The organism is Saccharopolyspora sp. NPDC045941, from assembly GCF_056431445.1.
The window spans coordinates 18,696-45,194 of sequence record NZ_JBWKKU010000064.1 but is presented as its reverse complement, the minus strand read 5'-3'; the positions used below and the strand labels follow the sequence as shown (position 1 = coordinate 45,194).

Here is a 26,499-nt window from a genome sequence, read left to right as displayed (position 1 = left end):
AGGACCTTTTTCTCTTTTCTTTTGCCCCCTGTCTTTCGCCACTTTTCCCCGTTTTTCCCCCCCCCCCCCCCCCTCCCCCCCCCCCCCCCCCGCACCCCGTTCGGTCAGACGAGGCCGAGGCGGAGCATCGCGTCGGCCACGTTGGTGAAGCCCGCGATGTTCGCGCCCGCGACGTAGTTGCCCGGCATGCCGTACTCCGCCGCCGTGGCGTAGCAGCGGGCGTGCACGTCCTTCATGATCTCTTCGAGGCGCTTCTCGGTGAACTCGAAGCTCCAGCTGTCGCGGGACGCGTTCTGCTGCATCTCCAGCGCCGAGGTGGCCACGCCGCCCGCGTTGGCGGCCTTGCCGGGGCCGAACGCGATGCCGGCTTCCTGGAAGCTGCGCACCGCCTCCGGCGTGGTGGGCATGTTCGCGCCCTCGCCGACCGCGATGCAGCCGTTGGCGATCAGGGTGGCCGCGTCGGCGCCGGTGAGCTCGTTCTGGGTCGCCGACGGCATCGCCACGTCGCACGGCACTTCCCAGACGCTGCGCTGCGCGACGAACTTCGCGCCCGGGCGGCGTTCGGCGTAGGTCGCGATGCGGCCGCGCTCGACCTCCTTGATCTGCTTGATCAGCTCGACGTCGATGCCCTTCTCGTCGACGACGTAGCCGGAGGAGTCCGAGCAGGCCACCACGGTGCCGCCGAGCTGGTGGACCTTCGCCATCGTGTAGATGGCCACGTTGCCCGATCCCGACACCACGACCTGCTTGCCGTCGAACGACTGGCCGCGGGCCGTCAGCATCTCCTGCACGAAGAACGCGCAGCCGTAGCCGGTGGCCTCGGTGCGAACGCGGGCGCCGCCGAAGGACAGGTGCTTGCCGGTCAGCACGCCGGATTCGTAGCGGTTGGTGATCCGCTTGTACTGGCCGAACAGGTAGCCGATCTCGCGGCCGCCGACGCCGATGTCACCGGCCGGTACGTCGGTGTACTCGCCGATGTGCCGGTGCAGCTCGGTCATGAAGCTCTGGCAGAACCGCATGACCTCCCGGTCGGAGCGGCCCTTGGGGTCGAAGTCCGAGCCGCCCTTGCCACCGCCGATGGGCAGCCCGGTCAGGGCGTTCTTGAAGATCTGCTCGAAGCCGAGGAACTTCACAATGCCCTGGTAGACCGACGGGTGGAAGCGCAGGCCGCCCTTGTACGGGCCGAGCGCGCTGTTGAACTCCACCCGGAAGCCGCGGTTGATCTGCACCTCGCCGCGGTCGTCCTCCCACGGCACGCGGAAGACGATCTGCCGCTCGGGCTCGCAGATCCGCTCGATGATCTTCTGCTCGGCGTACTCGGGATGCTTGTCGATCACCGGACCGATGCTCTCCAGCACTTCCCGGACTGCCTGGTGGAACTCGTCTTCGCCGCGGTTGCGCTGGACCACGTTCTCGTAGACCGGTTCGAGGCGTTCGTGAAGCACAGGCAAACTCCTTTGTCCGATGACGTTCCTGGCCGCCCGGCCCGCTCCGCCACGGCGGGAGCGCAACAGCGAGCAGCCCGATCCTCCTAAGGTGACCCGTTAAACTGGAACTACTCAAGATGACGCCCGACACATCGGGCGCAACGGTCACTTCAGCGGCAGGTTGAGCAGCGCGTTCTCGACGAGCTCCGGCATGCCCGGATGGATCCAGTACTGGCCGCGGGCCATCGTCCGGGCGTCCAGGCCGAACTGCATCGCCTGGATCAGCGGCTGCAGCAGCGTCGGCGCCTGCGGGCCGACGATGTGGGCGCCCAGCAGCTGTCCGGTGTCCGGATCCGCCAGGAGCTTGGCGAAGCCGGTCTTGTCCTCCATCGCCCAGCCGTAGGCGATGCCCGCGTAGTCCTGAATGGAGGTCACGTAGTCGACGCCGCGCTGCTGCGCCTCCTGCTCGGTGAGGCCGACCGAGGCGATCTGCGGCGCGGAGAACACCGCGTGCGGCACGAACCGGTGGTCGGACTCGATCGGCTCGTCCGGGTGCAGCAGGTTGTGCTGGACGACGCGCATCTCGTGGTTCGCGACGTGCTTGAGCTCGTACTCCGAGCTGATGTCGCCCATCGCCCACACGCCGTCCACCGAGGTCAGCTGGGTCGCGTCGGCTTTGATCTTGCCGTCGGCGGTGAGTTCGAGACCACCTGCGGCGGCGTCCAGCAGGTCGGAGTTGGGCACCCGCCCGATCGCGATGAGCAGCGCCTCGGCCTCCACCACCTCGGCGCCCTCCGGGCCCTCCAAGTGCAGCCGGACGAGGTCGCCGTCGCGCTCGACCGAGATCTCCTTGCGGTTCAGCCGCAGGTCCCAGCGCGCGGCCGCGAGCTCGGTGAACCGCTCGGAGATGTCGGTGTCCTCGGCGCGCAGCACCCGGCCGGAGCGGCCGATCATGGTCACGTCGACGCCGAGCGCGCTGAACACGTGGGCGAACTCCGCGCCCACGAAGCCGGTGCCCATGATGATCATCCGGGCGGGCAGCTCGTCGAGCCGCATCACCGTGTCGCTGGTGTAGTAGCCGGCCTGGTCCAGGCCGGGGATGTCCGGGATCGCCGGGCGGCCGCCGGCGGCCACCACGAAGCGGTCCGCGGTGATCGTCTCCGGGCCGGTGGCGGTCTCCACGGTCAGCTGCTTGACCCCGGTGAACCGGGCGACGCCCTCGTAGAGGGTGACGTTCGGGCTGCCCTCGGCGCGGTACCGGCGGCCGCCGGTGGAGATCTCGTCGATCCGCCCGAAGATCCGGTCCCGGATGTCGTGCCAGCGCACGTCGCGCAGGTCGAGGTCGACGCCGAGCTTCGCGCCGCCCGCCGGGGCCGCGGCCACGTCGGCGGTGTGCACGAACATCTTCGTCGGGATGCAGCCGACGTTCAGGCAGGTGCCGCCGTAGGCGTCGTTGGGGCCGATGCCCTTCTCGACCACGGCGACGTCCCAGCCGGCGAACCGGTCGTCGAGGATCGAGTTTCCGGAGCCGGAACCGATGATGACTAGATCGAAGTGCCGCACTGGTCCATCCTGCCTCAAGTCGGGCGCGCCAGGTCCGGCGCGCCGTGGCTTCTTCGGGCGTCGATCATCTCCAACCCGGCGACGAGCCCCGTGATTCCGCGATGATCTCGGGTTCTGGTCACACCCCAGGCGTGCGCGGCGCACCACAGCACGCCGAGCACGGCACTGGGTTCCCCGAGCGTTCCCTCCGTCACGCCCTGCGCCACGGCCAGCCCGCCGATGCCGGCGGCCCACCGCAGCAGCGCGGCGGCCGGCGGTGGGCGGCCGTTGGGCGCCCTGGCGCGCAGCATCACCGCGTGCTGGCCGAGCGAGGTGCCGTGCCCGATCAGCATCGTTACCAGCAGCAACGCCGCCGGGGCGAGCCACAGCGCGGCCGCCTCCCACCACCGCGTCGGGGCAGTGCCGGTGAGCCGCAGCGCGATGTCCGCGGCCCGGGCGCAGGCCACACCGAGCAGCCACAGCACCAGGACGTCGCAGCACATGCCCAGCAGCCGCCGGGCGGCGGTGACCGGGCGCGGCTGCGTCGCCGGGCGCCCGCTGGTGCCGACCGGCAGCCGCTGCCGCAGCGGCGCGAGCAGGCCGCCGAGCAGCGCGCCCGCGGTGTTCGCGATGACGTCGTCCACGTCGAAAACCCGGTACGGGCAGGGGAAGGCGAACCAGAACCCGGTCAGCTGGGTCAGCTCGATCAGCACCGATGTCGCCGCCCCGGCCAGCACCGCTGCCGACCGGCCGCCCCGCACGAGAGCGCCCAGCGGGACGAAGAGCGCGACGTTGCACGCGAACTGGGCCAGCATCGCGGGGCTGGTCAGCCCGGCGAGCGGTCGCCACTGCGGCGCGAAGCAGGCCGCGCCGGACGGGAACGGCAGGAACACGTAGGAGAACAGCCCGAAGGCGTAGAGCAGGACGGCGAAGCGCTGCAGCGCGATGCCCACGCGCAGCTCGCCGTGCCGCCGGTGCTCACCGGCGACGAACGGCGCGAACAGCAGCGCGGCCACCCCGGTGGCGGCCAGCGCGGCGAACGACCCCGGCAGCACGCTCATCTCGGCCTCCTGACTCCCGGAAAACCTCCCGCAGATAAAGAGGAGCGAGGTGCCGATTCAGATACATCTCGATCGGGCGATCCCGGTACGCGAAAGGGCCGCGCTTCCCTCGCGGGAGGCGCGGCCCTTTCGCGTACCGGCTCTGCAGCTGTGGAAGCCTGGACGGGCAACAGCGGCGTCAGGCAAGCGGCGAGGCCGCTTTCTCCTGCAACTTGCACCACCGCGGGTTCTCAGGCGACGTCAGTGCTGGTACGTCGGCGTGAGGACGGCTCGGGCGACGGTGTGGAAGGCCAGGTTGAAGCTGACCACCGCCGGGCTCGCCTTCTCGTCCACGCCGAGCTTCTCGGTGTCGACCGCGTGCACCACGAAGTAGTAGCGGTGCGGGCGGTCGCCGGGCGGCGGGGCGGCGCCGGCGAACGCGTGCTCGCCGAGGTCGTTGGCGACGTGGAAGGCCCCGGCCGGGATGCCGTGGCCGTTGCGGTTGCCCGCGTCGGCGGCCAGCTCGGTCACGTCGGCGGGCACGTCCACCAGGGTCCAGTGCCAGAAGCCGCCGGGAATGGGCGCGTCGGGGTCGAAGCAGGTCACCACGAAGCTCTTGGTGGTGTCCGGGAAACCGGTCCAGCGCAGCTGGGGCGAACGGTTCTCGCCGTCGGCGCCCATGCCGTCGTAGGCGTGGGCCTTCGCCATCGGCCGGCCGTCGGCCACGTCGTCGGAGGTGACGGTGAACGCCGGAACCGCGGGCAGCAGCGAGTACGGGTCCGGATCGATCGGGCGCTCCAAGCTCATTCGAGCATCCTCCCTTTCCTGGGGTGTGCGTGATCACCGGGTTCCCAGCCTAGTTGGCCGCCGGGGCTCGGGCCGGAGTCAGTGCGTTGCAAGATGTGCAACGGAGATGTGCATTTCGCAGCATCGAGCGGTTAAGCTGTCCGGCGACGAATGCCGCGGGACCGAGGAGGCGAAGGTGGCGGAGTCCGGCAACGACCCCGAGGTGCTGTGCCTGGGGGAGACGATGTCGCTGGTCGCCCCGGCCGTCCCGGTGTCCCTGGAGCAGGCGCGGACGTTCACGCTCTCGGCCGGCGGTGCCGAGTCCAATGTGGCCATTCACCTGGCGGCGCTGGGCCACCGCGTCGGCTGGGCGAGCCAGGTCGGCGACGATCCACTCGGCCGCCGGATGCTCGCGGCCATCGCCGCCGCCGGGGTGGACACCGGCCTGGTGGAGGTGCGCCCGGACGCGCCGACCGGCGTCTACTTCAAGGACCCCGGCCCCGCCGGCACCAAGGTCTACTACTACCGGGCGGGTTCGGCGGCGTCCACAATGGACGAGAGCTTCCTGGCCGGTGAGCAGCTCGACGCGCCCCGGCTGCTGCACCTCAGCGGCATCACCCCGGCGCTGTCCGACGGCTGCGACCGGCTCGTCCGGCGGCTGCTGACCCGCGAGCGCCGCGCCCGGATCACCTTCGACGTCAACTACCGCCCGGCGCTGTGGCCGGTCGAGCAGGCCGGTCCGCGGCTGCGCGAGCTCGCCCGGCTCGCCGACGTGGTGTTCGTCGGCCTGGACGAGGCGGCCACCCTCTGGGGCGTGGAAACCGCCGAGGACGTGCGGAAACTCCTGGATGGGCCGGGCGTCGTCGTGGTCAAGGACGGTGCCGACGCCGCCTACGCGCTGAGCACCGAGACGGTGATCGTGCCCGCCCCGACGGTCCAGGTCGTCGAGCCGGTGGGCGCCGGTGACGCGTTCGCCGCCGGTTACCTCTCCGGCGTGCTGCGCGGCGAGGACGGCGTCCGCTGCCTGCGGCTCGGGCACATCCTGGCCGCGCACAGCCTGCTCAGCACCGAGGACCACATGCCGCTGCCGGATCGCGGGGCGGTGGCGGCATGGCTGGGCTGCGACGAGGAGCAGTGGCGCACCCTCAGCTTCGGCGGCGGTGTTGCATCCGAAGAGGAGGAATGATCGTGGGTTTCTTCGACGAGCTCTTCACCGGTCCGGTGATGGCGATCCTGCGCGGGATGGACCCGCAGCGGACCGTCGAGCTGGCCGAACGGGCCTGGGACCTGGGCATCGAGGCGGTCGAGGTGCCGATCGAGACCTCGCGCGCCGAGCCGTCGCTGCGCGCGGCGGTGGAGGCCGGGACGCGGCGAGGCCGCCTGGTGGGCGCCGGGACCGTGGTGAGCACGGAGCAGGCGCACACCGCCAAGGAGCTGGGCGCGGCGTTCACCGTGGCGCCGGGGCTGGATCCCGCCGTGGTGCGGCTGAGCGCGGAGCTCGGCGTGCCGCACCTGCCCGGCGTGGCCACGCCCAGCGAGATCCAGCACGCCCACCGGCTCGGGCTGTCGTGGGTCAAGGCCTTCCCGGCGGCCGAACTGGGCGCCGGGTGGTTCAAGGCGATGCACGGCCCGTTCCCCGGGCTGCGGCTGGTGGCCACCGGCGGGATGAACGCGCGCAACGCACCGGAATTCCTCTCCGCCGGGGCCACCGTGGTGGCCGTCGGTTCGGCGTTGGAGGATGCCGAGCAGTTGCCGGCGCTGGCGAAGTTGGTCGAGAGCTCGTGAGCGTTGATTCCGGTTCTCGCCGGAATCAACGCTCGCGACCCGGTCCGAGCCGAGATGGAGAAGTCGTGAAGGTCCACATTGGTCCGGTCGCCCCGCCGGAGCTGACGGCGGCCGTCGTCGCGGCAGGCGCCGAGATCGGTCCGGCGGCGGAGGCGTCCGCGCTGGTCTGGTACGGCAGCGGCCCCGAGCGGTTCGCCGAGTTGGACCACCCCGGCCTGGAATGGGTGCAACTCCCGTCGGCCGGCATCGAAACCTGGGTGACCGCCGGCGTGCTGCGCGACGGGATCACCTTCACCTCCGCCGCGGGCACCTACGCCCAGACCGTCGCCGAGCACACGCTCGGGCTGATGCTGGCAGGGGCGCGGCAGCTGCACGCGGTGGCGCGCGCGGACCACTGGGCGCGACCGGCCGGCATCCGCAGCCTCGTCGGGGCCACGGTCGGCATCCTCGGTGCGGGCGGCATCGGCCGGGCGTTGATGGAGCTGCTGCGGCCCTTCGGCGTCCGGGTGCTGGCGGTGAACCGCTCCGGGAAGCCGGTGGACGGGGCCGCCTGGACGTGCTCGGCCGACGACGCGTCCGGGGTGCGGCGGCTGCTGGCCGAGTCGGACTTCGTCGTGGTGGCCGCGCCCGCGACGGCCGAGACGGCGAAACTGATCGACGCCGACGCGCTGTCCCTGATGAAGCCCGACGCGTGGCTGGTCAACGTCGCGCGCGGATCGCTGGTCGACACCGACGCGCTGGTCGCGGCGCTGGACGCGGAGAGCATCCGCGGCGCGGCGCTGGACGTGACCGACCCGGAACCGCTGCCCGCCGGGCATCCGTTGTTCCAGCACCCGCGCGCGATCATCTCGCCGCACTCGGCCAATCCGAAATCCTTGCTGATCCCGGCCCTGGCCCGGCGGGTGGAGGACAACGTCCGGCGACGCATCGCCGGTGAGCCGCTGCTCGGCGTCGTCGACCTCACCGCGGGCTACTGAGCTTTTCCGATTTCGCCTGGGAATGGGCTTTTCGCTCCGTGACCGCCGGAATCGGCCGCAGGGCGGGCTTTCCGAATTCGCCTGAAATTGGGAACCCCTTCTCGATGCCGACCTGAAGTGGATCTCGCCGTCCGGCCGCGCCACCAGGTGATCTCGATCCGGTGGCCACAGTGGACCGTCTGTTTCGGCTTCGTCGCGCGTGCGGGATGATGCCCTTCGTGCGGTTCGCCCGGGATTGCGAAATGCGGTTGGAGAACCGAGTTTTGCGCAAGCGTGGAACTACTTGCTTCCCGGTACGGTGATCGCCCACGTAACGTATGTCCTATTTGGACGGTCTAGGTAGACCGTTCGAGTGGTAAATGGGCTGATTTTCCACCCGATCGGATTGCCTTGCCTAACTCAGGTGTATCCAAAAACGGGTTCTGATCCTCTTTCTCATGGACACTCTTGGTCGAGCCGGAGGTGGCAGGTCGAACGACGGCGTGCCGATGGCTCCGGGGGAGGAGGCAACGTGATGGCAGACATCAGGCGCCGGATGTGGTCGGTGGCCGGGCTGCTGGCGGCGGCGACGCTGTCGTCGGGCTTGCTGACGACGGTGGCGAACGCGTCGGACCGCGATGCATCGGCGGCGAAGGTTCCGCCGATCGTGGGCGGCCAGCCCGCCAAGATCGCCGATCACCCGTGGGTGGTGTACCTGACGGACACCCAGGGCAACCAGTTCTGCGGCGGCACGCTCGCCAAGGCCAACAAGGTCGTGACCGCGGCGCACTGCGTCTCCGGGGAGAAACCGGAGTCGGTCCAGGTCGTGGCCGGGCGGGAGGACAAGCAGACCAGCGAGGGCAAGGTCGCCAAGGTCACCGGCATCTGGGTGCATCCGAACTTCCAGAACGCCAACAGCGGCGCCGACGTCGCCGTGCTGACCCTGGACCAGGAGCTCCCGCAGCAGCCGCTCGCAGTGGCCGGCAAGGGGGACACCTCGCTCTACGAAGCGGGCAAGACGTCCGCAGTGCTCGGCTGGGGCGCCACCGCCGAAGGTGGCCAGGCGTCGCAGACCCTGCAGAAGGCCGAAGTGCCGCTGGTCACGGACCAGGAATGCCAGAAGGCGTACCCGCAGTACAAGTCCGACGCGATGGTGTGCGCCGGACTCCCGCAGGGCGGCGTGGACAGCTGCCAGGGCGACTCCGGCGGGCCGCTGGTGGTCGAGAACAAGCTGGTCGGCATCGTCTCCACGGGTAACGGCTGCGCCCGGCCCAACGCTCCGGGCATCTACACCCGCGTGGCGACCTACCACGACGACGTCCAGGCACAACTGGGTTCCTGACCCGAACGGACGTGGCCGGGGCGCAGCTGCAGCGCCCCGGCCGCGTCATGCCGGGCGTCAGGTGGCGGTCAGGCCGAGCCGAGGACCGAGCTCCCTGGCCAGGCTGGCGGCCAGCGAGCGGAACGCGCGCACGGCCGGGTTGCGGTCGTCCGCGCGGACGGCCAGGACGCTGTGCTCCGGCGGAGCGTCCAGCACCGGCACGCAGACCGTGCCCGGCCAGGGGTAGTAGCGCTGGAAGGATTCCAGCGCCGATCCGGCGCCGCGCCCGGCCGCCGCCGTGGTCAGGACCTCGTGCGGCGTCACGGCGTGCGAGCTGCTGCGGTGCGGCGACAGGCCGCCGCGCGCCTCGGCGAAGTAGAGGTAGTCGGAGAACTGGCGCGGGGTGTGGTCGGGCAGCGCGATGAACGGCAGGTCGAGCACGTCGGCCATCCGCACCGACGGCGCGTCGGCCAGCTCCCACGACGCGGGCACGACCACGATCCGCCGCTCGGTGGTCAGCACGTCCACCGCCACCCGCTCGTCGTCCGGCGCGGGCCGCACGAACGCCACGTCGACCTTGTGCCGCACCAGCGCGGAGACGTGCTCGGTGAAGTCCAGCGCCACGAACTCGACCCGGATTTCCGGGCAGGCGCGGTGGAAGGCCTGCACCACCGCGGGGGTGAGCTCGGCCGAGCCGTTGCTCATCACGCCGATCCGCAGCGTCGACTCGGCGGCGGCCTCGGCCACGTCCGCGACCGCGGCGTCCATCGCCGCCAGCAGCGAGCGCGCGTGCCCGACGAACCGCTCGCCGGCCGGGGTGAGCCGCACCGGGGAGCGGTCGAGCAGCCGCACCCCGAGTTCGCGCTCCAGTTGCTGGACGTGCGCCGTCACGGACGCGGGCGACCGGAACAACCGCGTCGCGGCCTTGCCGAAGTGGCCTTCTTCGGCGACCGCCAGGAACGACGCCAATCGCCGCAAATCCATGCCTGCAGCGTACGAAGCGCGGGAAGGGTCGGCACCGGTCAGTTTGCGGCAGGGCGCGCGCGAAGCGCCGTGCCGAGCCGGCGGTTTCCGGCAAAACGGGCCAAAGTGCGGCGGGTTTCCGCAGCGCGGAAGGAATGGCGAGGCGCAGATCACGGCCGTGTTCACGAATCCTGAACGGCCGGTGCGGTCGCACGTTCGACCGGCATAGAACCGATGCCGTGCGGAACAAGTGGTTGCCTGCCGCGTTCCTGCTGACCGCGGCGGGCTGGGGCGCGAATCAGTTCTCCTCGCTGCTCGGCGGCTACCAGTCCGAATTCGGGTTGTCCGGGCAGGCCGTGACCGGCCTGCTCGTGCTCTACGTGGTCGGGCTGCTCCCCGGGCTCCTGCTGGGCGGCCCGATGGGCGACCGGTACGGCCGGCGACCGGTCGTGTTCGGCGCGATCGCCATCAGCGTGGCCGGGACAGCCGCGCTGATGGCCGGGGCGATCGCCACGCCGTGGCTGGTGGTGGGGCGGCTGCTGGCCGGGGTCAGCACGGGTGCGGTCCTGGCTGCGGGCAGCGCCTGGGTGCGCGACCTGTCGCACCCGCCGTTCGGCACCGCGGTCGAGGATGGCGTGGGGGCTCGTCGCGCCGGGGTGGTGCTGTCGCTGGGGTTCAGCGTGAGCGGGCTGGTGTCCGCGCTGATCGCGCAGTGGGGGCCGAACCCGCTGGTCATCGCCTACATCCCGCACCTGGTGCTGAGCGTCGCTGGCCTGGCGCTGGCGGTGTCGTGCCCGGAGACGCGGCCGCGCGAGGTCCAGCGCAGCTCGCAGGCCAGCGGCATCCGGGACCCGCGGTTCAGGCGGTTGGTGCTGCCGGTCGCGCTCTGGGTGTTCGTCGGGCCGACGGTGGCATTCGGCGTGCTTCCCGCGCAGGTCGCCGCCGAGGTTCGCGGATTCGAGCTGGTCTACGCCGGAGTGGGGGCGCTGCTCGCGCCGGGGTTCGGGGCGGTGGTGCAGCCCTTGGCCCGGCGCGTCGCGCGGCGAGGTGAGCGCGCACCGGCGATCGTCGGGCTGCTCGCGTTGACCGCCGGGCTCGCGTTCGCGGCGGTCGCGGCGTGGCTGGTTCGGCCGTGGCTGGGGCTGTTCGCGGATCTCCTGCTGGGCGCTGGCTACGGCTTCTGCGTGACCTTCTGCCTGACCGTGGTCGGTCGCATCGCGCCACCGTCCGCCCTGGCCAGGCTGACCGCGGCGTTCTGGGTGATCGGCTACCTCGGCTTCTGCACGCCGCTCGTGGTCAGCCTGCTGGAGCCCGTCGTCGCGGTGCCGGTGGTGTTGGCGGCGCTGGGCGGCCTGGCGCTGGTGACCTGCGTCGTGGTGTCAGCCGGCGACCAGCCCGACCGAGATGGTCAGGAACGCCGCCGCGCTGACCACATCGAGCGACTTCGCGACGCGGGGGTGCTGTAGCCGGGTGGCGATCTTGGCGGCCCCGAGCACGATCGTGAGCTCCCAGATCGCCGCCAGCACCAGGAAGACCACGCCGAGCAGCACCAGCTGCAGCGCTGGTTGCGCGGCGGCGCCGACGAATTGCGGCAGGAAAGCCAGGCTGAACAGCAGCATCTTCGGGTTGGTGAGGTTGCTGAACAGGCCGCGCAGGTAGGGGTTCGCGGAATCCGCCGGGGCCGTGGTGAGCGTGCCCGCGGCGGACTCCTTCCTGGTCAGCCACAGCCCGCGGATGATCGTCGCGGCCAGGTAGACCAGGTAGGCGGCGCCGATCCACTTCAGGACGGAGAGGACCGCCGGATTGCTGGTGATCAGCGCGCCGAGCCCGGAGATCACCACCGCGACCTGGATGATGCTCGCGGTGTGGATGCCGGCGAGCGCGAACAGCCCCGCCCGGCGGCCGGAGTTCAGCGACGTGCGCAGCAGCAGGAAGACATCCACGCCGGGGGTGAGGATGACGACCATGCTGGCGAGCAGGAATGCGGGCAGCGGGGTCAGGTCCAGGAGCACAGCGTTCCTCCTTCGCGGCGGCATGCGGCAGCAGTGATCACTTGATCGGGCGTAGTTCTGTCACCTGTTCAGGCGCAATTCGCGGACCCGGCGCTGTGTGCGTTCCGGGCCCGTGACGGATCGGGAAGGATGAGTAGCCGCCCGCGGCGGCCTGGGCCATAAAATTTCCCGATGTCATCCATATTAACGAAATATTTTCCTGCCGACGTGTGAGTTGTGCCTCGTGATGTTTCGGTATCGGGGTGACTACGGTGTGCGCTCGGCAAGATCGGCGACGGCTGGAGGCACGACGTGGGGTGTGGCAGTGAGCGCAAGACCGGAGCGGCACGCAGCGGTGCGCTGCTGCGCCTCGTGGTCACCGGCGCGGTGACGGCGCTGGCCGGACTGCACCCGGTCGCGGCGAGCGCCGAAGAACGCCCCGAAGCGCGGGTGCTGGGCGGCGCCGATGTCGCGGCGGACGACGCGCCCTGGGCCGTGGCCCTCACCGACGAGTACGGCCGCCAGTTCTGCGGCGGCACTCTGGTGAGCCCGATCAAGGTGATCACGGCAGCGCACTGCGTGGTCTCGCCGATGACGGGCGCCAAGCGGGTCCCGGAGGAATTGCTGGCGATCGCGGGGCGCACCGACCTGCGCACGGAACAGGGCACGGTCGGCGAGGTCGAGGGGATCTGGGTCCACCCCGGCTTCCGGGACTACACCAGCGGCGACGACGTGGCGGTGCTGACGCTGCGGGCGCCGATGCCGCAGCGCCCGCTGGAGATGGTGGGCGCGGGCGAAACGGAGCCGTACCGGACGGGCACGATGGCCCGGGTCTACGGCTGGGGCCGGACCAGCGAGTCGGGGCCGCCGTCGGACACCCTGCGCTCGGTGGAGGTGCCGGTCACCACCGAGGAAGCGTGCCGGAAGACCTACCCGAACTACGACGGCCGGAGCATGTTCTGCGCGGGATTCCCGGAGGGCGGCACGGATGCCTGCGGGGGCGACTCGGGAGGCCCGATCGTGGCGGACAACCGCCTGATCGGCGTGGTCTCCTACGGAACGGGCTGCGGCCGGCCGAACACGCCGGGCGTGTACACGAGGCTGTCGAGCTACAGCGGCGAGCTGTGATCGGGGAAATCTAGGTTGAGCGATCCCGCGGTGTTGCCGCAGGATCCGGGATGTGAAAGATCAGGAAAACCGGTACCGCGCCGTCCGAGCGCGGTACTCGGAGTCCATCATCACCGCGTACCAGGCGTATTCGCCGGCAATCGCGGAAGCGGCCCTGGCGGCGGGGAAGTTCGTGCCGCCGTTCAAGCGCGAGCGGATGACGTGGATCAAGCCGTCGTTCCTGTGGATGGCATACCGGTGCGGCTGGGCGACCAAGCCGGGCCAGGAGCGGGTGCTGGCGGTGGAGATCACCCCGAAGCCGACACCCACGGCAGCCGGGAGGCGTGGGCGGAAGCCAAGAAGGCGAGCCCGGTCCGGGTCCAGTGGGACCCGGAACGCGACCTCCACCACCGCCCGCTGAACTACCGGTCCATCCAAATAGGACTGGGCGGCGAGTCGGTGGCCCACTACGTCGACGACTGGACCGTGTCGATCAGGGATGTGACGCCGCTGATGCGGAAGACGGCCGAACTGGTGGCGGTGGGGAACCTGGAAGCAGCGACGGCGCTGCTCCCGGAGGAGACGCCGTACCCACTCCCGGGGCGCGTCGGTCAGCCCCTCGGCGTCACCGAATAGTGCTGTTGCTCGCTGTACTCCCGGTTGTCCAGGGAGTCGGTCTGCTCATGTTTCGATGTTGCCGTCAGGGCTCACGCTGAGGAAGTGCTTCGTTTCTCTTGGGGTGATCGATTCGGGGATCAGCGCCACTCGCTTGTCCGTGATTCGCGCGATTTCCTTCATGAATTCGACGATGTCGGACAGGTCTTCGAGGCTGGTCGCCCTATCGGGATCGCCCTGAAAGTCGATGCAGTCGGGGGACTGGAATGAAGTCCACCAGGTCTGTGCGCCCACCTTGACGAACAGCGTGGCGTGTACGTCGCCGTCCTCCGTGAACGTGTCGCCGGTGATGTTGATGCCCGGCTCGTTGCGATCTGACTCGAAGGACGAAACGCGGTTCGTCTCGCCGAGTCGTTCGACGACTTGCTGCCAGTCGGCGAGGCTGGTGTCGAACGCGTAGATCTCCACCAGTCCGCCGCCTTGCATGGCGAAAGATTCGAGTATCGGCCGGAAGTCGACTTCTGCCATTTCAGTCCAGGAACCCCACGAATTGACCTGTCTGTGTCCAACGGGCCCCGATGTCGGGGAGTATCACGTCGTATACGGCGCCGTGCTGCCCGTGCGTCCACGATTGTACTGCGGAGCGGGGATTGGTCAGGAGATCATCGATCAGGTGTTCCGCCATGTCCCGCCTGTCCCTGGCCGCCGAGATGGGAATCAACTCGGTGCCGGGGCGGTTCATGTGCTTCTGGTAGGCGCGGCTGGCGTTGGTTTCACCGACCGCGGTTCCATCTGGTTTGTAGCGACCGTTCACCGAGTCCATAGCGCTGTCGCGCATTTGCTGCCGCATTGCCGGACACGGCGAGAGCCCAAGCGGGTCCAGCCAGTTGGAAGTGTTGTGAACATATGTGTGCGGGTTGGGGCCGCCGCCGAGACCGAGCGGATCTGAACTGCCGTATCGACCCGTCATGGGGTCGTAGTGGCGGTGGTAGTTGTAGTTGAGGCCGGTTTCGGGGTCGTGGTACTGGCCCGGGAAGCGCAACGGCGTGTAGGCGCCGGTACGGCTCTGGTCCGTCGTGCCTCCCCACACCGTCGTCCGGTGGAACCAGGCGATTCCGCCTTGGTCGTTGATCAGCTCCGTGGGGGAGCCGACGAGGTCCGTGACGATGGAGTAGAACTGCTCGTCCACCCACTGCTGCGGGGCGTGGCGCAGCGGCGATCGTTCGGTCTGGGTCATCGGCCGGAAGGTGCCGGGTTCGTAGTTCCAGACCGTCACGCGACGATCGCCGAGCTGGGGGCCGTTCGGCACGCCATCCGTGTGCGCCTGTTCGGCGACCACCGTGCCGTCCCAGACGAACTCGGTCTGCTCGACGATTCGCGCACCATCGGGGGTGAGCCGTTGCTTGGCCACACGACGGCCGAGGGGGTCGTAGCGATAGCGCCAGCGGGAGCCGTCCGGCGTGAGCACTTCGACGAGCCGATCGTCGGAATCCCAGAAGTACCGCCAGCTCTCCGGTTTCTGCGACAGGCGTTTGCGCTGGCGCAGCACGACCCGGCCTTGGGCGTCGTGCTCGTAGCGGACGTTTCCGGCGCGGCGCACGAGGGTTCCGCTGTACTCCCGCTCGCCCAGTACCTCGGAATCCGGTGACCCCGGCTGCGCCGGCCAGGCCGCGTCGGCGATGTTGCCTGCGGCGTCGTACGCGTAGCGTTCGGTCCAGCCCGTCCCCCGGACGGCGGTGATCCGGCCGAGCTGGTCGAGTTCGTGGGTGCGGGAGCCGGTGAGCTGATCGTCGACGCCGGTCAGGTAGCCGTCCGCGCGGTAGGTGTAGGCCCGGTGCTGGATCGACCGCCCACCGGCCCCGCTGAGCTGCTGGGACACCAGCTGGTCGTTGGCGTCCCAGTCCTGCGTGAGAACGGCGTTCGGGCCCAGCGCCCGCCGGAGCTCACGCCCTGCCGCGTCATAGTCGAACCGCAGGGTGCGGCCGGAGATGTGCAGTGCCGTGGGGCGGCCGTTCGCGTCGTAGTCCCACACGCTTTCCGCGCCGGATGGCGTGCGGCGGCGGGTGCGCCGGCCCAGTGCGTCGTAAGCCGAGGCGACGGTCCGGCCGTTGATCGTTTCGGTGAGGACGCGGCCGAGCGGGTCGCGGCGGAGCGTGACCTGGGTGTCGGGATCTCTCGCTTCGACGAGCCGGCCCAGCTCGTCGTAGGTGAACGTCGTGGTGCTCGAGCTGTTCCGGCGTTCGATGACGTTGCCGAGCTCGTCGCGGGCGAAGTAGGTGACCTCGCCCGCGCCGTTGGTGCGTTCGAGGAGCCGGCCGGCCGCGTCGTGCCGGTAGGCGATCACTCGGCCGTTGAAGTCGGTCTCACGGACCAGGTTCCCCGCCGGGTCGTAGTCGTAGCGCCAGGCCAGCCCTTGTTCGTTCGTGACACCGGTCAGGCGGAGCTCGGTGTCGTAGGCGAACTCCAGGCGCGTGCCATCGGGCTTGACCTCGGCCGACGGCAGGTCGAAGTGGGTGATCTCGGTGTGCGTTTCCTGGCCCAGGGCATCGATGTGAGTACGGACGTTCCCCTCGCCGTCGTAGACCCACCGCTCGGTAGCACCGTCCGGGAGAGCCCGCCATGCGGGTTTCCCGTCCACGGTCCAGCCGAATCGGGTCGTTCCGCCGAGCGGGTCGACCTTCGCCGTCAACCGGCCGAACGCATCGCGCTCGTAGCGCGTTGCGCTGCCCAGCGGGTCGGTCACAACGGTGGGAAGCCCGGCTGCATCGGTTTCGACCCGGCGGGTGCTGCCGAGTGCGTCGGTGGCCTCGGTGAGATGTCCGCGCTCGTCGTAGGTGTAGCGGGTGACCGAACCGAGCGGATCGACCGTGCCGACCAGGTTCCCGCGTTCGTCGTACTCGCGGCGGGAAACCGTGCCGTCCGGGGCGATGATGGTGATCGGGAGGCGGAGCTCGTTGTACTCCCAGCGCGTTTGGGCGCCGCCCGGGCGGGTCACCGCGACGAGGTTCTCCGCTTCGTCGTACTCGTAGCGGACGGTGCGGCCCAGCGGGTCCGTTCGGGAGAGCAGCCTGTCGTAGGCGTCCCATTCGGACAGCGTTTCTCCGCCGAGCGGGTCGATTTCGCGGACCACCTGGCGCTTTTCGTTCAGGTGGAACGTCGTGACGTGGCCGAGGGAGTTGGTGAGGCGGGTGACTCCTTCTTCGTACTCGAACGTGCCCGTGAGGAAGCCGCCCGAGCCTTCCGTGCCGATGCAGCGGCCTCGGTGGTCGTAGGTGTAGCGGTACCAGTGGGCGTTTCGGTCCGTCCAGCTGGTTATCCGGCCCGCTTGGTCGTAGTCGAACTTCAGCGGTAGGCCCGAGGCGTTGACCACGCCCGTCAGGCGTTGGCCGGTGTACTCGTAGCGCATCAGCAGGAGGTCTTCGCCGTTGTCCGCTTCGCGCAGGTAGAGCGCCGTGATCAGGCCGTTCTCGGCTTCGATCCGGATGCGGTAGCCGCCCGTGTGGCGGATCTCCACCGGCGTGCCGGCGGCGTCGTGGTCGAATTCGATCCGGTTGCCGTTGCGGTCGGTGATGCTGGTCAGCGGCAGGACGCGGTTTCCCGGCGCGAAGTGGAAGCGCTTGCCGGACTGGATCTCGGTCAGCGTGTAGCCGTCGTCCTCGTGCCTGGTGAGCGTGTTGCGCGAGCCCTCGAACTGGACGGTCGAGCCCGCCGCGGGATTCGGGCCGAACAGCAGTTTCCCGTCTTCGGCGGCGAAGGACACGCCCGCGCTGCCGACCTCCAGGCGCTGGTCCAGGGTGGACGTCCAGGGCGGGCCGAAGTGCAGTCCCACCCGGTACGAGGACAGGTGCGTCCGCTTCAGCACCAGCGGGAGCACTGCCGCGATCTCCACATCGGTTTGCGGCAGGATCATCTCTCCGGTGGCGACGTCGATCGGGTCGTTCTCGCACTTCCGGTTGCCATCGTCCCGGTTCGGCGTCTCGGGATCGTCGGTCTTGCCCTGGAGATTGCCGTCTTCGCTCTTGGACTTCGGGTTGTCCGGCGATGTGCCGTCCGGGCTTGAGGACGTGCTGTCGGGGGAGGTGCTCGACGGGGACGTGTCGGGGGAGGTGCTCGACGGGGACGTGTCGGGGGAGTTGGGGGTGGCGTCCGGGGCGTCGGGTTTGGGGCTTGGGGCGTCCACGCTGGACGGTTTCGTGCTTGCCGGGCCGTCCACCTTCCGGAGGCCCTTCAGGGCGTCCTTGATGCCTTCCCAGATCTCGTCGAGCTTCTTCAGCAGCGGCTGCAGCTTGTTCAGGGAGCGGGTCAGCTTGGTGATGACGTCCGAGATCTTGCTGACCCACTTGGCGATCATCCCCGCCGCTTCCGCGACCACCGCCGGGGTGCCGATGCCGAGGGTGCCGCCGATTTCCGCGATCCAGCGCGGGATCCGGGTGATCAGCGCCGCCACGCACTCGGCGACCAGGTCGCGCACCAGCTCGCGGACGATGCCGACCAGCACGCCGACGATCTCGACGACCGTGCTGATCGTGTTCGCCGCGCCGCCCGCCGCCTTGATCTGCTCGGCCTGCTTCGTCGTGGCGTTCTTGTAGGCGTCGGCCGCCTCACCGGTCCAGGTGCCGGTGATGTTGTTGACCTCGTTGGTGAAATCGGCCGCGACCTGCTCCACCGACTTCGCGACGTTGCCCCACGTCTGGGCGTAGGCGGAGATCTGGTCCGGGTCGCCGGCCAGCCAGTCCAGGGCGTCCGACAGCGGCTTGACGTGCTCCATCAGCCAGGACACCGCGTACGAGACCAGCGTGCCGACCGGGTCCATCACCATCGACAGCGCTTCCAGGCCCGTGCCGGCCGCGCCGAGCGCGATCTCCGACCAGGAACCCGATTCGATGCCGGACTGGAGGTCGCCGACGGACTCGAGGATGCCGATGCCGCTCACCGCGGTGGTGGAGTCCTCACGCTGCGCGACCAGTGGGTTGTCCGCCATCGTCACACCTCCCAGCCGGAGAAGCTGTCGGCGTTCGCCTGGTCACCGGATTCGTAGGTCTGCGCGGTGTCCGCGACGTTGCCGGCCTGATCGCTCATGGATTCCGACGCGGTGGACAGGGCGTCGACCCCGGGCTGCGAAACCGCCTGCACGATCGGCACGAAGAACGAGCAGATCACCCCGTATGCCTCGGAGCCCATCGTGACCTGGTTCGCCGCGTCCAACGCGGTCTTCAGCTGGTCTGAAAGCGCGTCGAGCTTGCTGGCGTGCGCCCGGAGTTCCTCCGGCGACACGTCGAATGCGTTCGTCATCGTCATCCCCCAGGCGACGGTCAGCGCAGGTAGGAGTCGTCCTCGAAGTCTTCGTCGTCGGGCGGCCGGTGCTCCGCGCCGTCCTCGGCCTCGGGATCGGGGAAGCGCTCGCGGTAGGCCGACACGACCGCGTTGACGGTCTCGGTGTCGTCGCCGACCGTGGCCGACATGACCTCGGCCACCTGGTCCCGGATGCCTGCCTGCGCCTGCCGCATGGTCGTCAGCACCGACTCCGCCAGACCGGCGCCGGACATCCGGCGCGCGTCGTCGGTGATCTGCAGGTCGGTGACCGCGCCGGCGCTGTCGACCGTCACCCGCACCACGCCGTCGCGGGACTCCGCGGTGGCCTTGACCGCCGTCACCTGCTGCTGCATCTGCTGGTAGCGGTCGGCCTTCGCCTGGATGCCGTCGGCCCAGCGCCTGATCTCCTCCTCGGTTCGCGCGCCGTCGACGCCGAACACCGGTTCGCTCACGAATCCCCCATGGCCGCTCGGCTCCCGATCTCGCGCAGGCTAACCGCGGTCTCGGCGGCGGGTCAGCGATTCGGCGCGAAACTGGCCCGATCAGAGCAGCGCCCGCCCGCCGGCGGCAGGAGTGGCGTTGACTACTCCCGGTGCTGGTGGATGCGGGTTTTGAGACCTCGCTGTGATATCCAGGTAAGGGTGACCCTCCAGCCGCTCGCGACCGCCGTCCACCGCGCCTACACCGCGGACCTGGACGCCGAGGACTTCTACCGGATGCTGCGCCTGCGCGTCGACGTGTTCGTCGTCGAACAGGAATGCCCCTACCCGGAGCTGGACGGTCGGGACCTGGAGGAGACCACCCGCCACTTCTGGATCGACTCCGCCGACGGCTACGTGCTCGGCTACCTGCGGCTGCTGGAAGACCCCGACGGCACCTTCCGCATCGGCCGGGTCTGCACCGCCAAGAGCGCGCGCGGGCTGGGGCTGGCGCGCAAGCTGATGCGCGCCGCGGTCGCCGAGGTGCAGCACACGCCTGCCGTGCTCGCCGCCCAGACCTACGCCAAGGAGTTCTACCGCTCCTTCGGCTTCGTCGAGGACGGCGAGGAATACCTAGAGGACGGCATCCCGCACGTCGACATGCGCCGGGAGCCCCGCCGGCGGGCGTGACCGGCGCCACTCGGGACTTGACCTCGGCCATCTGGGCTGCCGGGCTCCGGAACGTGGAGGAGGGGCAATGGGTGCACGGGACGGCGTGATCGCCGCGATGTGCTGCCCCGCTTCCGTCGCCTGCCACCCGCACCGGCGCTTCGCGGCCGGGTGAATCGCACGTACCCCTCCTGCCGGTCCCGCACCGGCCCCGACGCCGCCTGAGCCACCTTTCGCGAGCACTTCGCCACCCCGGCGACCCCGGCCGCAGTGGTGCTGGTCTCGTCGTCGCCGCGGCCGGTTGGTCCGCCGGGCCGGTTCTGCGACGATGCACCTTGATCCGAATGCAAGGGGTGCGCCAGGAAGCCGGTGGGAATCCGGCACGGTCGGCGCCACTGTGACCGGGGAGCGGCCCTCCCCCCGCGAGCCACCGGGGCGACCTGGGAAGGCCGGAGGGGCGCGGTGATCCGGGAGTCAGGACACTGCCGCCCCTTGTTCCCGCCACCGGGGCGTCCGAACCCCGAGGAAGGAACACCGGCATGACCGCTGCCCCGCGCTTTCCCTTCTCCGCCGTCGTCGGCCACGACGACCTCCGGCTGGCGCTGCTGCTCAACGCCGTGCACCCGGCCATCGGCGGCGTGCTCGTCCGAGGGGAGAAGGGCACGGCGAAGTCGACCGTGGTGCGTGCGCTGGCGTCGCTGCTGCCGCCGCTCGACGTGATCACCGGCTGCCGCTTCGGCTGCGCCCCGCAGGCCGCCGACCCGCAGTGCCCGGACGGCCCGCACGGCTCCGAAGCCGCGCAACGACCCGCCCAGCTCGTCGAACTCCCCGTCGGCGCCACCGAAGACCGGTTGATCGGCTCGCTCGACCTGGAACGCGCCCTGACCGAAGGGGTCCGCGCCTTCCAGCCCGGCCTGCTCGCCGCCGCGCACCGGGGCGTGCTGTACGTCGACGAGGTGAACCTGCTGCACGACCACCTCGTGGACCTCCTGCTGGACGCCGCGGCGATGGGCCGCGCGCACGTCGAGCGGGAAGGCGTTTCGGTCTCGCACGCGGCGTCGTTCCTGCTGGTGGGCACCATGAACCCGGAGGAGGGCGAGCTGCGCCCGCAGCTGCTCGACCGGTTCGGCCTCACCGTGCACGTCGTGGCGTCGCGGGACGTGGCGACCCGGACCGAGGTGGTGCGCCGCCGCCTGGCGTTCGAAGCCGACCCGGCCGGGTTCGCCGCGAGGTGGTCCGGTGCCGACGCAGAACTGGCCGAGCGGATCGCCGCCGCCCGCTCGCGGGTGGACTCGGTCGCCCTCCCCGATGCCGAGCTCCGCCGGATCTCCGCGCTGTGCGCGTCCTTCGACGTCGACGGCATGCGAGCCGACCTAGTGCTGGCGCGCACCGCCACCGCGCACGCGGCCTGGCGCGGCGCCGAGGCGGTCGCCGAGGAGGACGTCGAGGCGGCGGCCCGGCTCGCGCTGCCGCACCGGCGCCGCCGCGACCCGTTCGACGAGCCCGGCATCGACGAGGACCAGCTCAAACAAGCCCTCTCCGAGGCGGCGGAGCACGCCGACGACGGCGACGACGAACCGCCGGAAGGCCCGGACGGCGGCGGTCAGCCGCCGGAGGGGCCCGAAGGACCCACCGGGCCGGACGGCGGAGCCGACGGCTCGGAGGAGCGCAGCGACGACCGGGCGCCCGCGGAGCGGCCGCCGGCGGCGCCGGCGGCGGCTTTTCAGGCGCGGCTGCTGGAGGTGCCGGGGCTCGGCGACGGCGCGCCGGGGCGGCGGTCGCGGTCCCGGGCGCGGAGCGGCCGCACGACGCGGGCATCCACTGTGGAGGGTCACGGCATCCACCTGGCGGCCACGCTGGCCGCCGCGGCGCCGCACCAGGTCGCGCGCGGGCGCTGCGGCCCCGGGCTGGTGCTGCGCGGCGACGACCTGCGGCGCGCCATCCGGGAGGGGCGCGAGGGGAACCTGGTGCTGTTCGCGGTGGACGCGTCGGGATCGATGGCCGCCAGGGAGCGGATGTCGGCGGTGAGCGGCGCCGTCCTGTCGCTGCTGCGGGACGCCTACCAGCGGCGCGACAAGGTCGGCGTGGTGACCTTCCGCGGCGACTCGGCGGAACTCGCGTTGCCGCCGACGTCCTCTGTGGACATCGCGGCCGCGCGGATGCGGCAGCTGCGCACGGGCGGCCGCACGCCGCTGGCCGACGGGTTGCTGCGCGTGCACCGGGTGGTGCAGACCGAGCGGATGCGGGACCCGCAGCGGCGGGCCCTGGTCGTGCTGCTGACCGACGGAAAGGCCACCGTGCCGCTGGATTCCGGGCTCACCGGGCGTATTCGCACGCAGCGTGCCGTCGATGACGCGCTGCGCTCGGCGGGCCTGCTCGCCGAGGCGGGCGTCGCGTCCGTCGTGGTGGACTGCGAGAACGGGCCGGTCCGGCTCGGCCTGGCCGGCCGGCTCGGGGCCGCGCTGGGCGGCCCCTGCCTGCGGCTGGAGGAGCTGTCCGCGGACAACGTCGCCGGCGTCGTCCGCGCGGTCCGGGACGAGCGCCCCCGTGCCGCTTGATCTCGTTTTGATTACGAGATCCGACGTTCCGTCTTCTGGCCCACCCGACCGATTGGTACGGTGACGCCGTCCACCTGACCCCCAGGGGTGGACCCGCAAGATGCCCCCGCGCTCCCGGTAACCCCCAGGCCGGTCGAGTGCGGGGGCTCTTTTAATCGCCCCTCACGCGGCCCGGTCGCCGACCGCGGGCGCGACGACGCGGGTTTGGTAGCGGTGGCGGCAGGCGGCCGCGACGATCAGCAGCGGAACCGCCGTGGCGGCGGCGATCCCGAAGATCAAGCCGTACGAGCCGCGCTCCGCGAAATACCCGGCCGCCGCCGATGCGGCCGCACTGCCCAGGAACAACGCCGACGCGAACAACGCCACGGCGGTGCCCCTGGCCTCCGGGGCCACCGAGGTCACCCAGGTCTGCAACGACGAGTGCATGAACGACCAGCCGCCGCCGAGCAGCAACGCCGTGACCACCACGGTCGCGATGCTCGCGGTGGCGGTCACGACCAGGTAGCCGACGAACATCGACGCGCCGCCGATCGCGATCAGCTGCCAGACCGCCAAGCGCCGCCCCAACACCTTCACCAGCCGGGAGAACACCCACACGCCGACGCCGTACGCGGCGGTGGCGAGCCCGGCCACCGCGACGCCCACGCCCTCGTGAACCAGCGCCGACGCCAGGAACGTCATGGTGCCCAGCAACACCGCGCCCTCGACGAACACCAACCCGAAGACCAGTAGCGCCCAACGATTCGTCAGCACCGCCATCAGGTGGCTGCGCACGCCCTGGGCCTGAGCGCGCTCCGGCTCCGGCAGCTTGCGGAGCAGGACGACGCACACCGCCGCGCAGACGGCGGGTAGCGCGAAAACCGCGCGCCAGTCCAGAAAACCGGCCAGCAGACCACCGACCGCGGTCGCCAGCGCCGTGCCCATTGCCGATGCCGCCATCAGATCGGAAAGCGCGCCCTGCCGGTGCTCCTGCGGCACGGTGTCGCCGACGTAGGTCAGCGACGCGGGAACGACGGCCCCCATGCACGCGCCGGTGACCACGCGCGCCACGACCAGCGCGGTCAGGTTCGGCGCCAGCGCGGAAACCACCCCGCCCGCCGCGGCGGCGAGCATCGTGCCGCGCATGACCGGCAGCCGGCCGAAACGGTCCGACAGCAAACCCCACAGCGGCTGGGAAAGGCCGTAGGCGAGGAAGTAGCCGCTGGCGACGGCTACCGCCGCGGCCAGCGGCTCTTCCATCGCCAGCGCGATCAGCAGCAGCATCGGGGTGACCGCGAAGCGGTCGAAGTTGGAGATCAGCGCGGCGAAGGACAGCACCAGCGGCGGCCTGGTCGGCATCGGGCGACTCCTCGCTGACTGGGACGACCGTCCATGATCGTCGCCTGCACCGGTCCAGAACCCCGTGAGCTCGGCCACCATCGAATCGGTGGCATTGGGCCATTGGGGTTGATCAAGCGGGTGAGCTATTGCGGATTTGTCTCGTATCGGCGTTCGCGCGCGGGATGCGGTGCTAGGTTCGGGCGCGCTGCGGGGAAAGACGAACCTTCTGGGGAGAAGCGATGACGGGGTCGATTGGATCGGCGGCGGCCGGGCTCGCCGCCACGAACGACGCCATGCAGGGCATCATCAGCGCGGCCAACAGCGGCGGCTTCCAGGTCACGCCGGAGGCAGGCGACGAGCTGATCAGGGTTTTTCAGGACTTCCAGGACGGCGCGCTGCTGGATATGCAGAGAGAGCTGTCCAACATTAAATTCCGGACTCCTCTGGGTGATAGCCCGGCAGGTCAGGCCATCGCCGACTTCAACGAACAGGTTGTAGCGGGCGGCGACGGTCGTTCCTATGAAGAGCTGATCCAGCAGATGAAGGAACGAGTGCCTCAGGTGATCGAAGCGATCAAGAAGGGCATTCAGTCCTACCAGGAAGTCGACGAGGGCAACGCTGGCAACGTTGGCGTGCGGGATTGAGAACGGGGATTGCTAGGTGCGTAGGTCGTTGACGAAGTCTGTGATCGCCGGAGCGCTCGCGCTGTTGGCGATGGGTGTTGCGGGCTGTGGATCGTCGGGCACTGGCGGAACCGGCGACGGTTCAGGAGAAACCGGTGAGAGCGCATCGCCGACGAGCAATGCGGCAGCAGCCATCGATCCCTGCGCGACGTTGAAGTCGGCCGATACGGCAAAGCTGGGCGTCAAAGGTCCTGGCACGCCCAAGCGCTACGCGGGTGCTCCTGGCTGTGATTTCAAGCTTGCTGTAGGTGGCATTTCCGTGGTGGTGAACAGCGACAAGTCGGTGGACGAACTGAACCTCACCGAAGGCAAGGTCAATGCCGTCTCGGTGGCAGGCGTGGATGGCAAGCGCGTCCGTGAACTTGTCGGTCCGGGAGACTGCGGGGTGTTCTTGCCGCTGTCTCCAAAGACGTCCATTGCGATTAACGCCACCGCGCGGGACACCGAAGCGGCGTGCCAGGCGGCGCAGGAGGCTGCGCCGTTGGTGCTGGCGAATCTTCCGAAGAGCTGAAGAATTCAGCGCAGAACTTAAAAAGGTAAATCAAGGGGGAAGTCATGACGTCGCCACCGGGTGGCGGGTCGGAGTACATCGCCGATCACGAGCACTCCGCGTACGAGCAGGGGAAGCAGGAGTACGCGGGCGCGTCCAACGTGCCGATCATCGGCGATGTGCTGACGGACGTGTTGTCGAGGGCCAAGGCCACGGCGGAAGCGTCGAAGTACGGGCAGGAGCAGGCCAAGGCCCTGTCGGTCGACCAGGAGCTCCGCGAGAAGCCCGGTTCGCTGGGGAACACGCACTACCTGTCCTTCGAGCACAAGGAGATGGACCGGTTCGTCCGGGAGAACTTCGACCCCGCTGCGGTGCACGACGTCGGCCGCGTCTACCACGGTCACGGCGCCAAGTTCCTCGAGTTCGCCGAGCAGATCCGGCAGGCCGCGACGAAGACGGAGCACACCTGGCAGGGCGAGGCCGGTGACGCCATGCGGAAGCACGTCACCCAGCTGGCCGACCACATGTCGCACTCCGGCAGCGCCGCCCAGCTCACCGCCAACCAGGTCGGCATGCAGGCCGAGGCCGCGGAGCGGGCGCGGAACTCGATGCCCGAGGTCGTCGAGTTCGACATGAAGCAGGAGCTGAAGAACTACTTCTCCGACCCGAACCCGTTCACGGCCCTCAGCCGGGCCAACGACATCGTGGAGAAGCAGGAGAAGAGCCAGGCCGCACACCAGGAAGCGGCCCAGGTGATGTCGAAGATGGAGACCAACTTCGGGACGGCCGCGGCGCAGACACCGGCGTTCGTGCCCGCCCCGCGCGGGCCCGAGGAACAGCCCGGCACGTCGGAGCCGTCGCAGAACACGATCGGTTCCATCAACCCGTCGAGCACGCCCGCGTCGACCCAGTCGGCCTGGTCCAGCCCGAACACCTCGACGCCGCAGTACAGCCCGCCCAGCGCGCCGAACATCCCGCCGAGCAGCACGAACGCGGTGTGGCAGCAGAGCCCGTCGGCCACGCCGCCGTCGGACACCCGCTGGAATCCGAACACCGGCCAGTGGGAGCGCCAGAACCCCTACAACGGACGGTGGGCTCCGCTGCCGCCGAACCAGCAGCGCCCCGGCCCAGGCGGGCCCGGTGGTGGACGCCCGGGCGGCGCCGGCGGCATGGGCGGTGGCATGGGCGGTGCCGGCCGGGTCGGCGGTGTCGGTGGCGGCCAGCTCGGCGCTGGTGGTCGTGCCGGTATAGGCGGCCTGGGGGCCGCCGGTGGTGCGGGTGCCGGTGGCGCCGGAGCCGGTGGTGCGGCCGGTGGTCGTGGTGGTGCCGGGATGGCCGGCGGCGGTGGGGCCGGTCGCGGCCAGGGCGGTAAGTCCGAAGAGGACGACGAGCACGAGAGCAAGTACGTGGTCGACACCGATGAGGCCTGGGACGACCTCGGGTTGCCGAAGGTCGCGCCGCCGGTGTTCGGCGAGTAGCCCGCCCGCGTTCCAAGTTCCGCGCGATTCCCCGAG

23 protein-coding genes, 1 pseudogene and 1 riboswitch are annotated in these 26,499 nt (G+C 70.3%); of the genes and pseudogenes, 12 read left to right on the top strand and 12 right to left on the bottom strand.

Features of this window, described 5'->3' with window-relative positions:
- Positions 1-104: 104 nt before the first annotated feature.
- From gdhA to AC07FN_RS36295, 4 genes are all read right to left on the bottom strand, one after another.
- Positions 105-1,451, bottom strand: a complete 1,347-nt coding sequence (gene gdhA, locus AC07FN_RS36310; RefSeq protein WP_452616587.1) for an NADP-specific glutamate dehydrogenase — start codon at positions 1,449-1,451, stop codon at positions 105-107.
- A gap of 141 nt (positions 1,452-1,592) precedes the next feature.
- Entirely contained in the window at positions 1,593-2,990 is a 1,398-nt protein-coding gene (locus AC07FN_RS36305) for a mycothione reductase (protein WP_478399718.1), read from the bottom strand.
- A gap of 14 nt (positions 2,991-3,004) precedes the next feature.
- A complete protein-coding gene (locus AC07FN_RS36300; protein ID WP_478399717.1) occupies positions 3,005-4,030 on the bottom strand; it encodes a VanZ family protein in 1,026 nt (341 codons plus the stop codon).
- Between the two features lie 240 nt (positions 4,031-4,270).
- Positions 4,271-4,816: a YbhB/YbcL family Raf kinase inhibitor-like protein gene (locus AC07FN_RS36295; RefSeq protein WP_478399716.1), complete on the bottom strand. Its 546-nt coding sequence runs from the start codon at positions 4,814-4,816 to the stop codon at positions 4,271-4,273.
- Positions 4,817-4,991: 175 nt separating this feature from the next.
- Here AC07FN_RS36295 and AC07FN_RS36290 point away from each other — a divergent pair, with 175 nt between their 5' ends.
- The 4 genes from AC07FN_RS36290 (at position 4,992) to AC07FN_RS36275 (ending at position 8,878) form a co-directional block, all read left to right on the top strand.
- Entirely contained in the window at positions 4,992-5,981 is a 990-nt protein-coding gene (locus tag AC07FN_RS36290; RefSeq protein WP_478399715.1) for a sugar kinase, read from the top strand.
- A complete protein-coding gene (locus AC07FN_RS36285) occupies positions 5,978-6,580 on the top strand; it encodes a bifunctional 4-hydroxy-2-oxoglutarate aldolase/2-dehydro-3-deoxy-phosphogluconate aldolase (protein ID WP_478399714.1) in 603 nt (200 codons plus the stop codon). Before AC07FN_RS36290 ends, AC07FN_RS36285 begins: the two co-directional genes overlap by 4 nt.
- A 65-nt stretch (positions 6,581-6,645) precedes the next feature.
- Positions 6,646-7,557 (top strand): D-isomer specific 2-hydroxyacid dehydrogenase family protein, encoded by a 912-nt coding sequence (locus AC07FN_RS36280; protein ID WP_478399713.1) that lies wholly within the window; start codon positions 6,646-6,648, stop codon positions 7,555-7,557.
- A 514-nt stretch (positions 7,558-8,071) separates the two neighbouring features.
- Positions 8,072-8,878 (top strand): S1 family peptidase, encoded by an 807-nt coding sequence (locus AC07FN_RS36275; RefSeq protein WP_478399712.1) that lies wholly within the window; start codon positions 8,072-8,074, stop codon positions 8,876-8,878.
- 57 nt (positions 8,879-8,935) lie between these two features.
- Here the strand turns inward: AC07FN_RS36275 and AC07FN_RS36270 are convergent, their stop codons facing one another.
- A complete protein-coding gene (locus tag AC07FN_RS36270; RefSeq protein ID WP_478399711.1) occupies positions 8,936-9,841 on the bottom strand; it encodes a LysR family transcriptional regulator in 906 nt (301 codons plus the stop codon).
- Positions 9,842-10,059: 218 nt separating this feature from the next.
- On the opposite strand from AC07FN_RS36270, the gene AC07FN_RS36265 reads away from it, so the two are divergent.
- Entirely contained in the window at positions 10,060-11,286 is a 1,227-nt protein-coding gene (locus AC07FN_RS36265; protein ID WP_478399710.1) for an MFS transporter, read from the top strand.
- Here AC07FN_RS36265 and AC07FN_RS36260 read toward each other — a convergent pair.
- Positions 11,200-11,832 (bottom strand): LysE family translocator, encoded by a 633-nt coding sequence (locus AC07FN_RS36260; protein WP_478399709.1) that lies wholly within the window; start codon positions 11,830-11,832, stop codon positions 11,200-11,202. The two genes, AC07FN_RS36265 and AC07FN_RS36260, sit on opposite strands and share 87 nt — an antisense overlap.
- Positions 11,833-12,123: 291 nt before the next feature.
- Here AC07FN_RS36260 and AC07FN_RS36255 point away from each other — a divergent pair, with 291 nt between their 5' ends.
- Positions 12,124-12,939, top strand: a complete 816-nt coding sequence (locus AC07FN_RS36255) for a S1 family peptidase (protein ID WP_478399708.1) — start codon at positions 12,124-12,126, stop codon at positions 12,937-12,939.
- 60 nt (positions 12,940-12,999) lie between these two features.
- Here AC07FN_RS36255 and AC07FN_RS36250 read toward each other — a convergent pair whose 3' ends face one another.
- On the bottom strand, positions 13,000-13,149 hold the full coding sequence (locus AC07FN_RS36250; protein ID WP_478399725.1) for a hypothetical protein: 150 nt from the start codon (positions 13,147-13,149) through the stop codon (positions 13,000-13,002).
- On the opposite strand from AC07FN_RS36250, the pseudogene AC07FN_RS36245 reads away from it, so the two are divergent.
- Positions 13,079-13,554 (top strand): annotated as a pseudogene (locus AC07FN_RS36245) (DUF4291 domain-containing protein). The gene AC07FN_RS36250 and the pseudogene AC07FN_RS36245 overlap by 71 nt on opposite strands.
- 45 nt (positions 13,555-13,599) lie before the next feature.
- Here AC07FN_RS36245 and AC07FN_RS36240 read toward each other — a convergent pair.
- Genes AC07FN_RS36240 through AC07FN_RS36225 form a run of 4 tightly spaced genes read right to left on the bottom strand, consistent with a single transcriptional unit; the run spans position 13,600 to position 19,298 of the window.
- On the bottom strand, positions 13,600-14,061 hold the full coding sequence (locus AC07FN_RS36240) for a hypothetical protein (RefSeq protein ID WP_478399707.1): 462 nt from the start codon (positions 14,059-14,061) through the stop codon (positions 13,600-13,602).
- A gap of 1 nt (position 14,062) precedes the next feature.
- A complete protein-coding gene (locus tag AC07FN_RS36235; RefSeq protein ID WP_478399706.1) occupies positions 14,063-18,514 on the bottom strand; it encodes an RHS repeat-associated core domain-containing protein in 4,452 nt (1,483 codons plus the stop codon).
- Between the two features lie 2 nt (positions 18,515-18,516).
- Positions 18,517-18,825: a type VII secretion target gene (locus tag AC07FN_RS36230; RefSeq protein WP_478399705.1), complete on the bottom strand. Its 309-nt coding sequence runs from the start codon at positions 18,823-18,825 to the stop codon at positions 18,517-18,519.
- A gap of 20 nt (positions 18,826-18,845) precedes the next feature.
- The gene (locus AC07FN_RS36225; protein ID WP_478399704.1) at positions 18,846-19,298 is read right to left on the bottom strand and encodes a YbaB/EbfC family nucleoid-associated protein; all 453 of its coding nucleotides are present in this window, start codon (positions 19,296-19,298) and stop codon (positions 18,846-18,848) included.
- Positions 19,299-19,487: 189 nt separating this feature from the next.
- Here AC07FN_RS36225 and AC07FN_RS36220 point away from each other — a divergent pair, with 189 nt between their 5' ends.
- Both AC07FN_RS36220 and AC07FN_RS36215 read left to right on the top strand, forming a co-directional pair.
- Complete coding sequence (locus AC07FN_RS36220; RefSeq protein ID WP_452616602.1) at positions 19,488-19,955, top strand: GNAT family N-acetyltransferase; 468 nt, start codon at positions 19,488-19,490, stop codon at positions 19,953-19,955.
- A 313-nt stretch (positions 19,956-20,268) separates the two neighbouring features.
- Positions 20,269-20,441, top strand: a riboswitch (cobalamin riboswitch).
- Between the two features lie 32 nt (positions 20,442-20,473).
- Positions 20,474-22,492 (top strand): putative cobaltochelatase, encoded by a 2,019-nt coding sequence (locus AC07FN_RS36215; RefSeq protein ID WP_478399703.1) that lies wholly within the window; start codon positions 20,474-20,476, stop codon positions 22,490-22,492.
- Between the two features lie 162 nt (positions 22,493-22,654).
- Here AC07FN_RS36215 and AC07FN_RS36210 read toward each other — a convergent pair whose 3' ends face one another.
- Positions 22,655-23,830: an MFS transporter gene (locus AC07FN_RS36210; protein ID WP_478399702.1), complete on the bottom strand. Its 1,176-nt coding sequence runs from the start codon at positions 23,828-23,830 to the stop codon at positions 22,655-22,657.
- A gap of 221 nt (positions 23,831-24,051) precedes the next feature.
- Between AC07FN_RS36210 and AC07FN_RS36205 the strand changes: the two genes are divergently transcribed.
- Genes AC07FN_RS36205 through AC07FN_RS36195 form a run of 3 tightly spaced genes read left to right on the top strand, consistent with a single transcriptional unit; the run spans position 24,052 to position 26,463 of the window.
- Positions 24,052-24,456 carry a hypothetical protein gene (locus AC07FN_RS36205; RefSeq protein WP_478399701.1) on the top strand — a complete coding sequence of 135 codons (405 nt, stop codon included), beginning with the start codon at positions 24,052-24,054 and terminating at the stop codon, positions 24,454-24,456.
- A gap of 28 nt (positions 24,457-24,484) precedes the next feature.
- Positions 24,485-25,006, top strand: coding sequence for a DUF3558 family protein (locus tag AC07FN_RS36200; RefSeq protein ID WP_478399700.1), 522 nt, complete (start codon positions 24,485-24,487; stop codon positions 25,004-25,006).
- Between the two features lie 44 nt (positions 25,007-25,050).
- A complete protein-coding gene (locus AC07FN_RS36195; protein ID WP_478399699.1) occupies positions 25,051-26,463 on the top strand; it encodes a PPE domain-containing protein in 1,413 nt (470 codons plus the stop codon).
- The last annotated feature ends 36 nt before the right edge of the window (positions 26,464-26,499 follow it).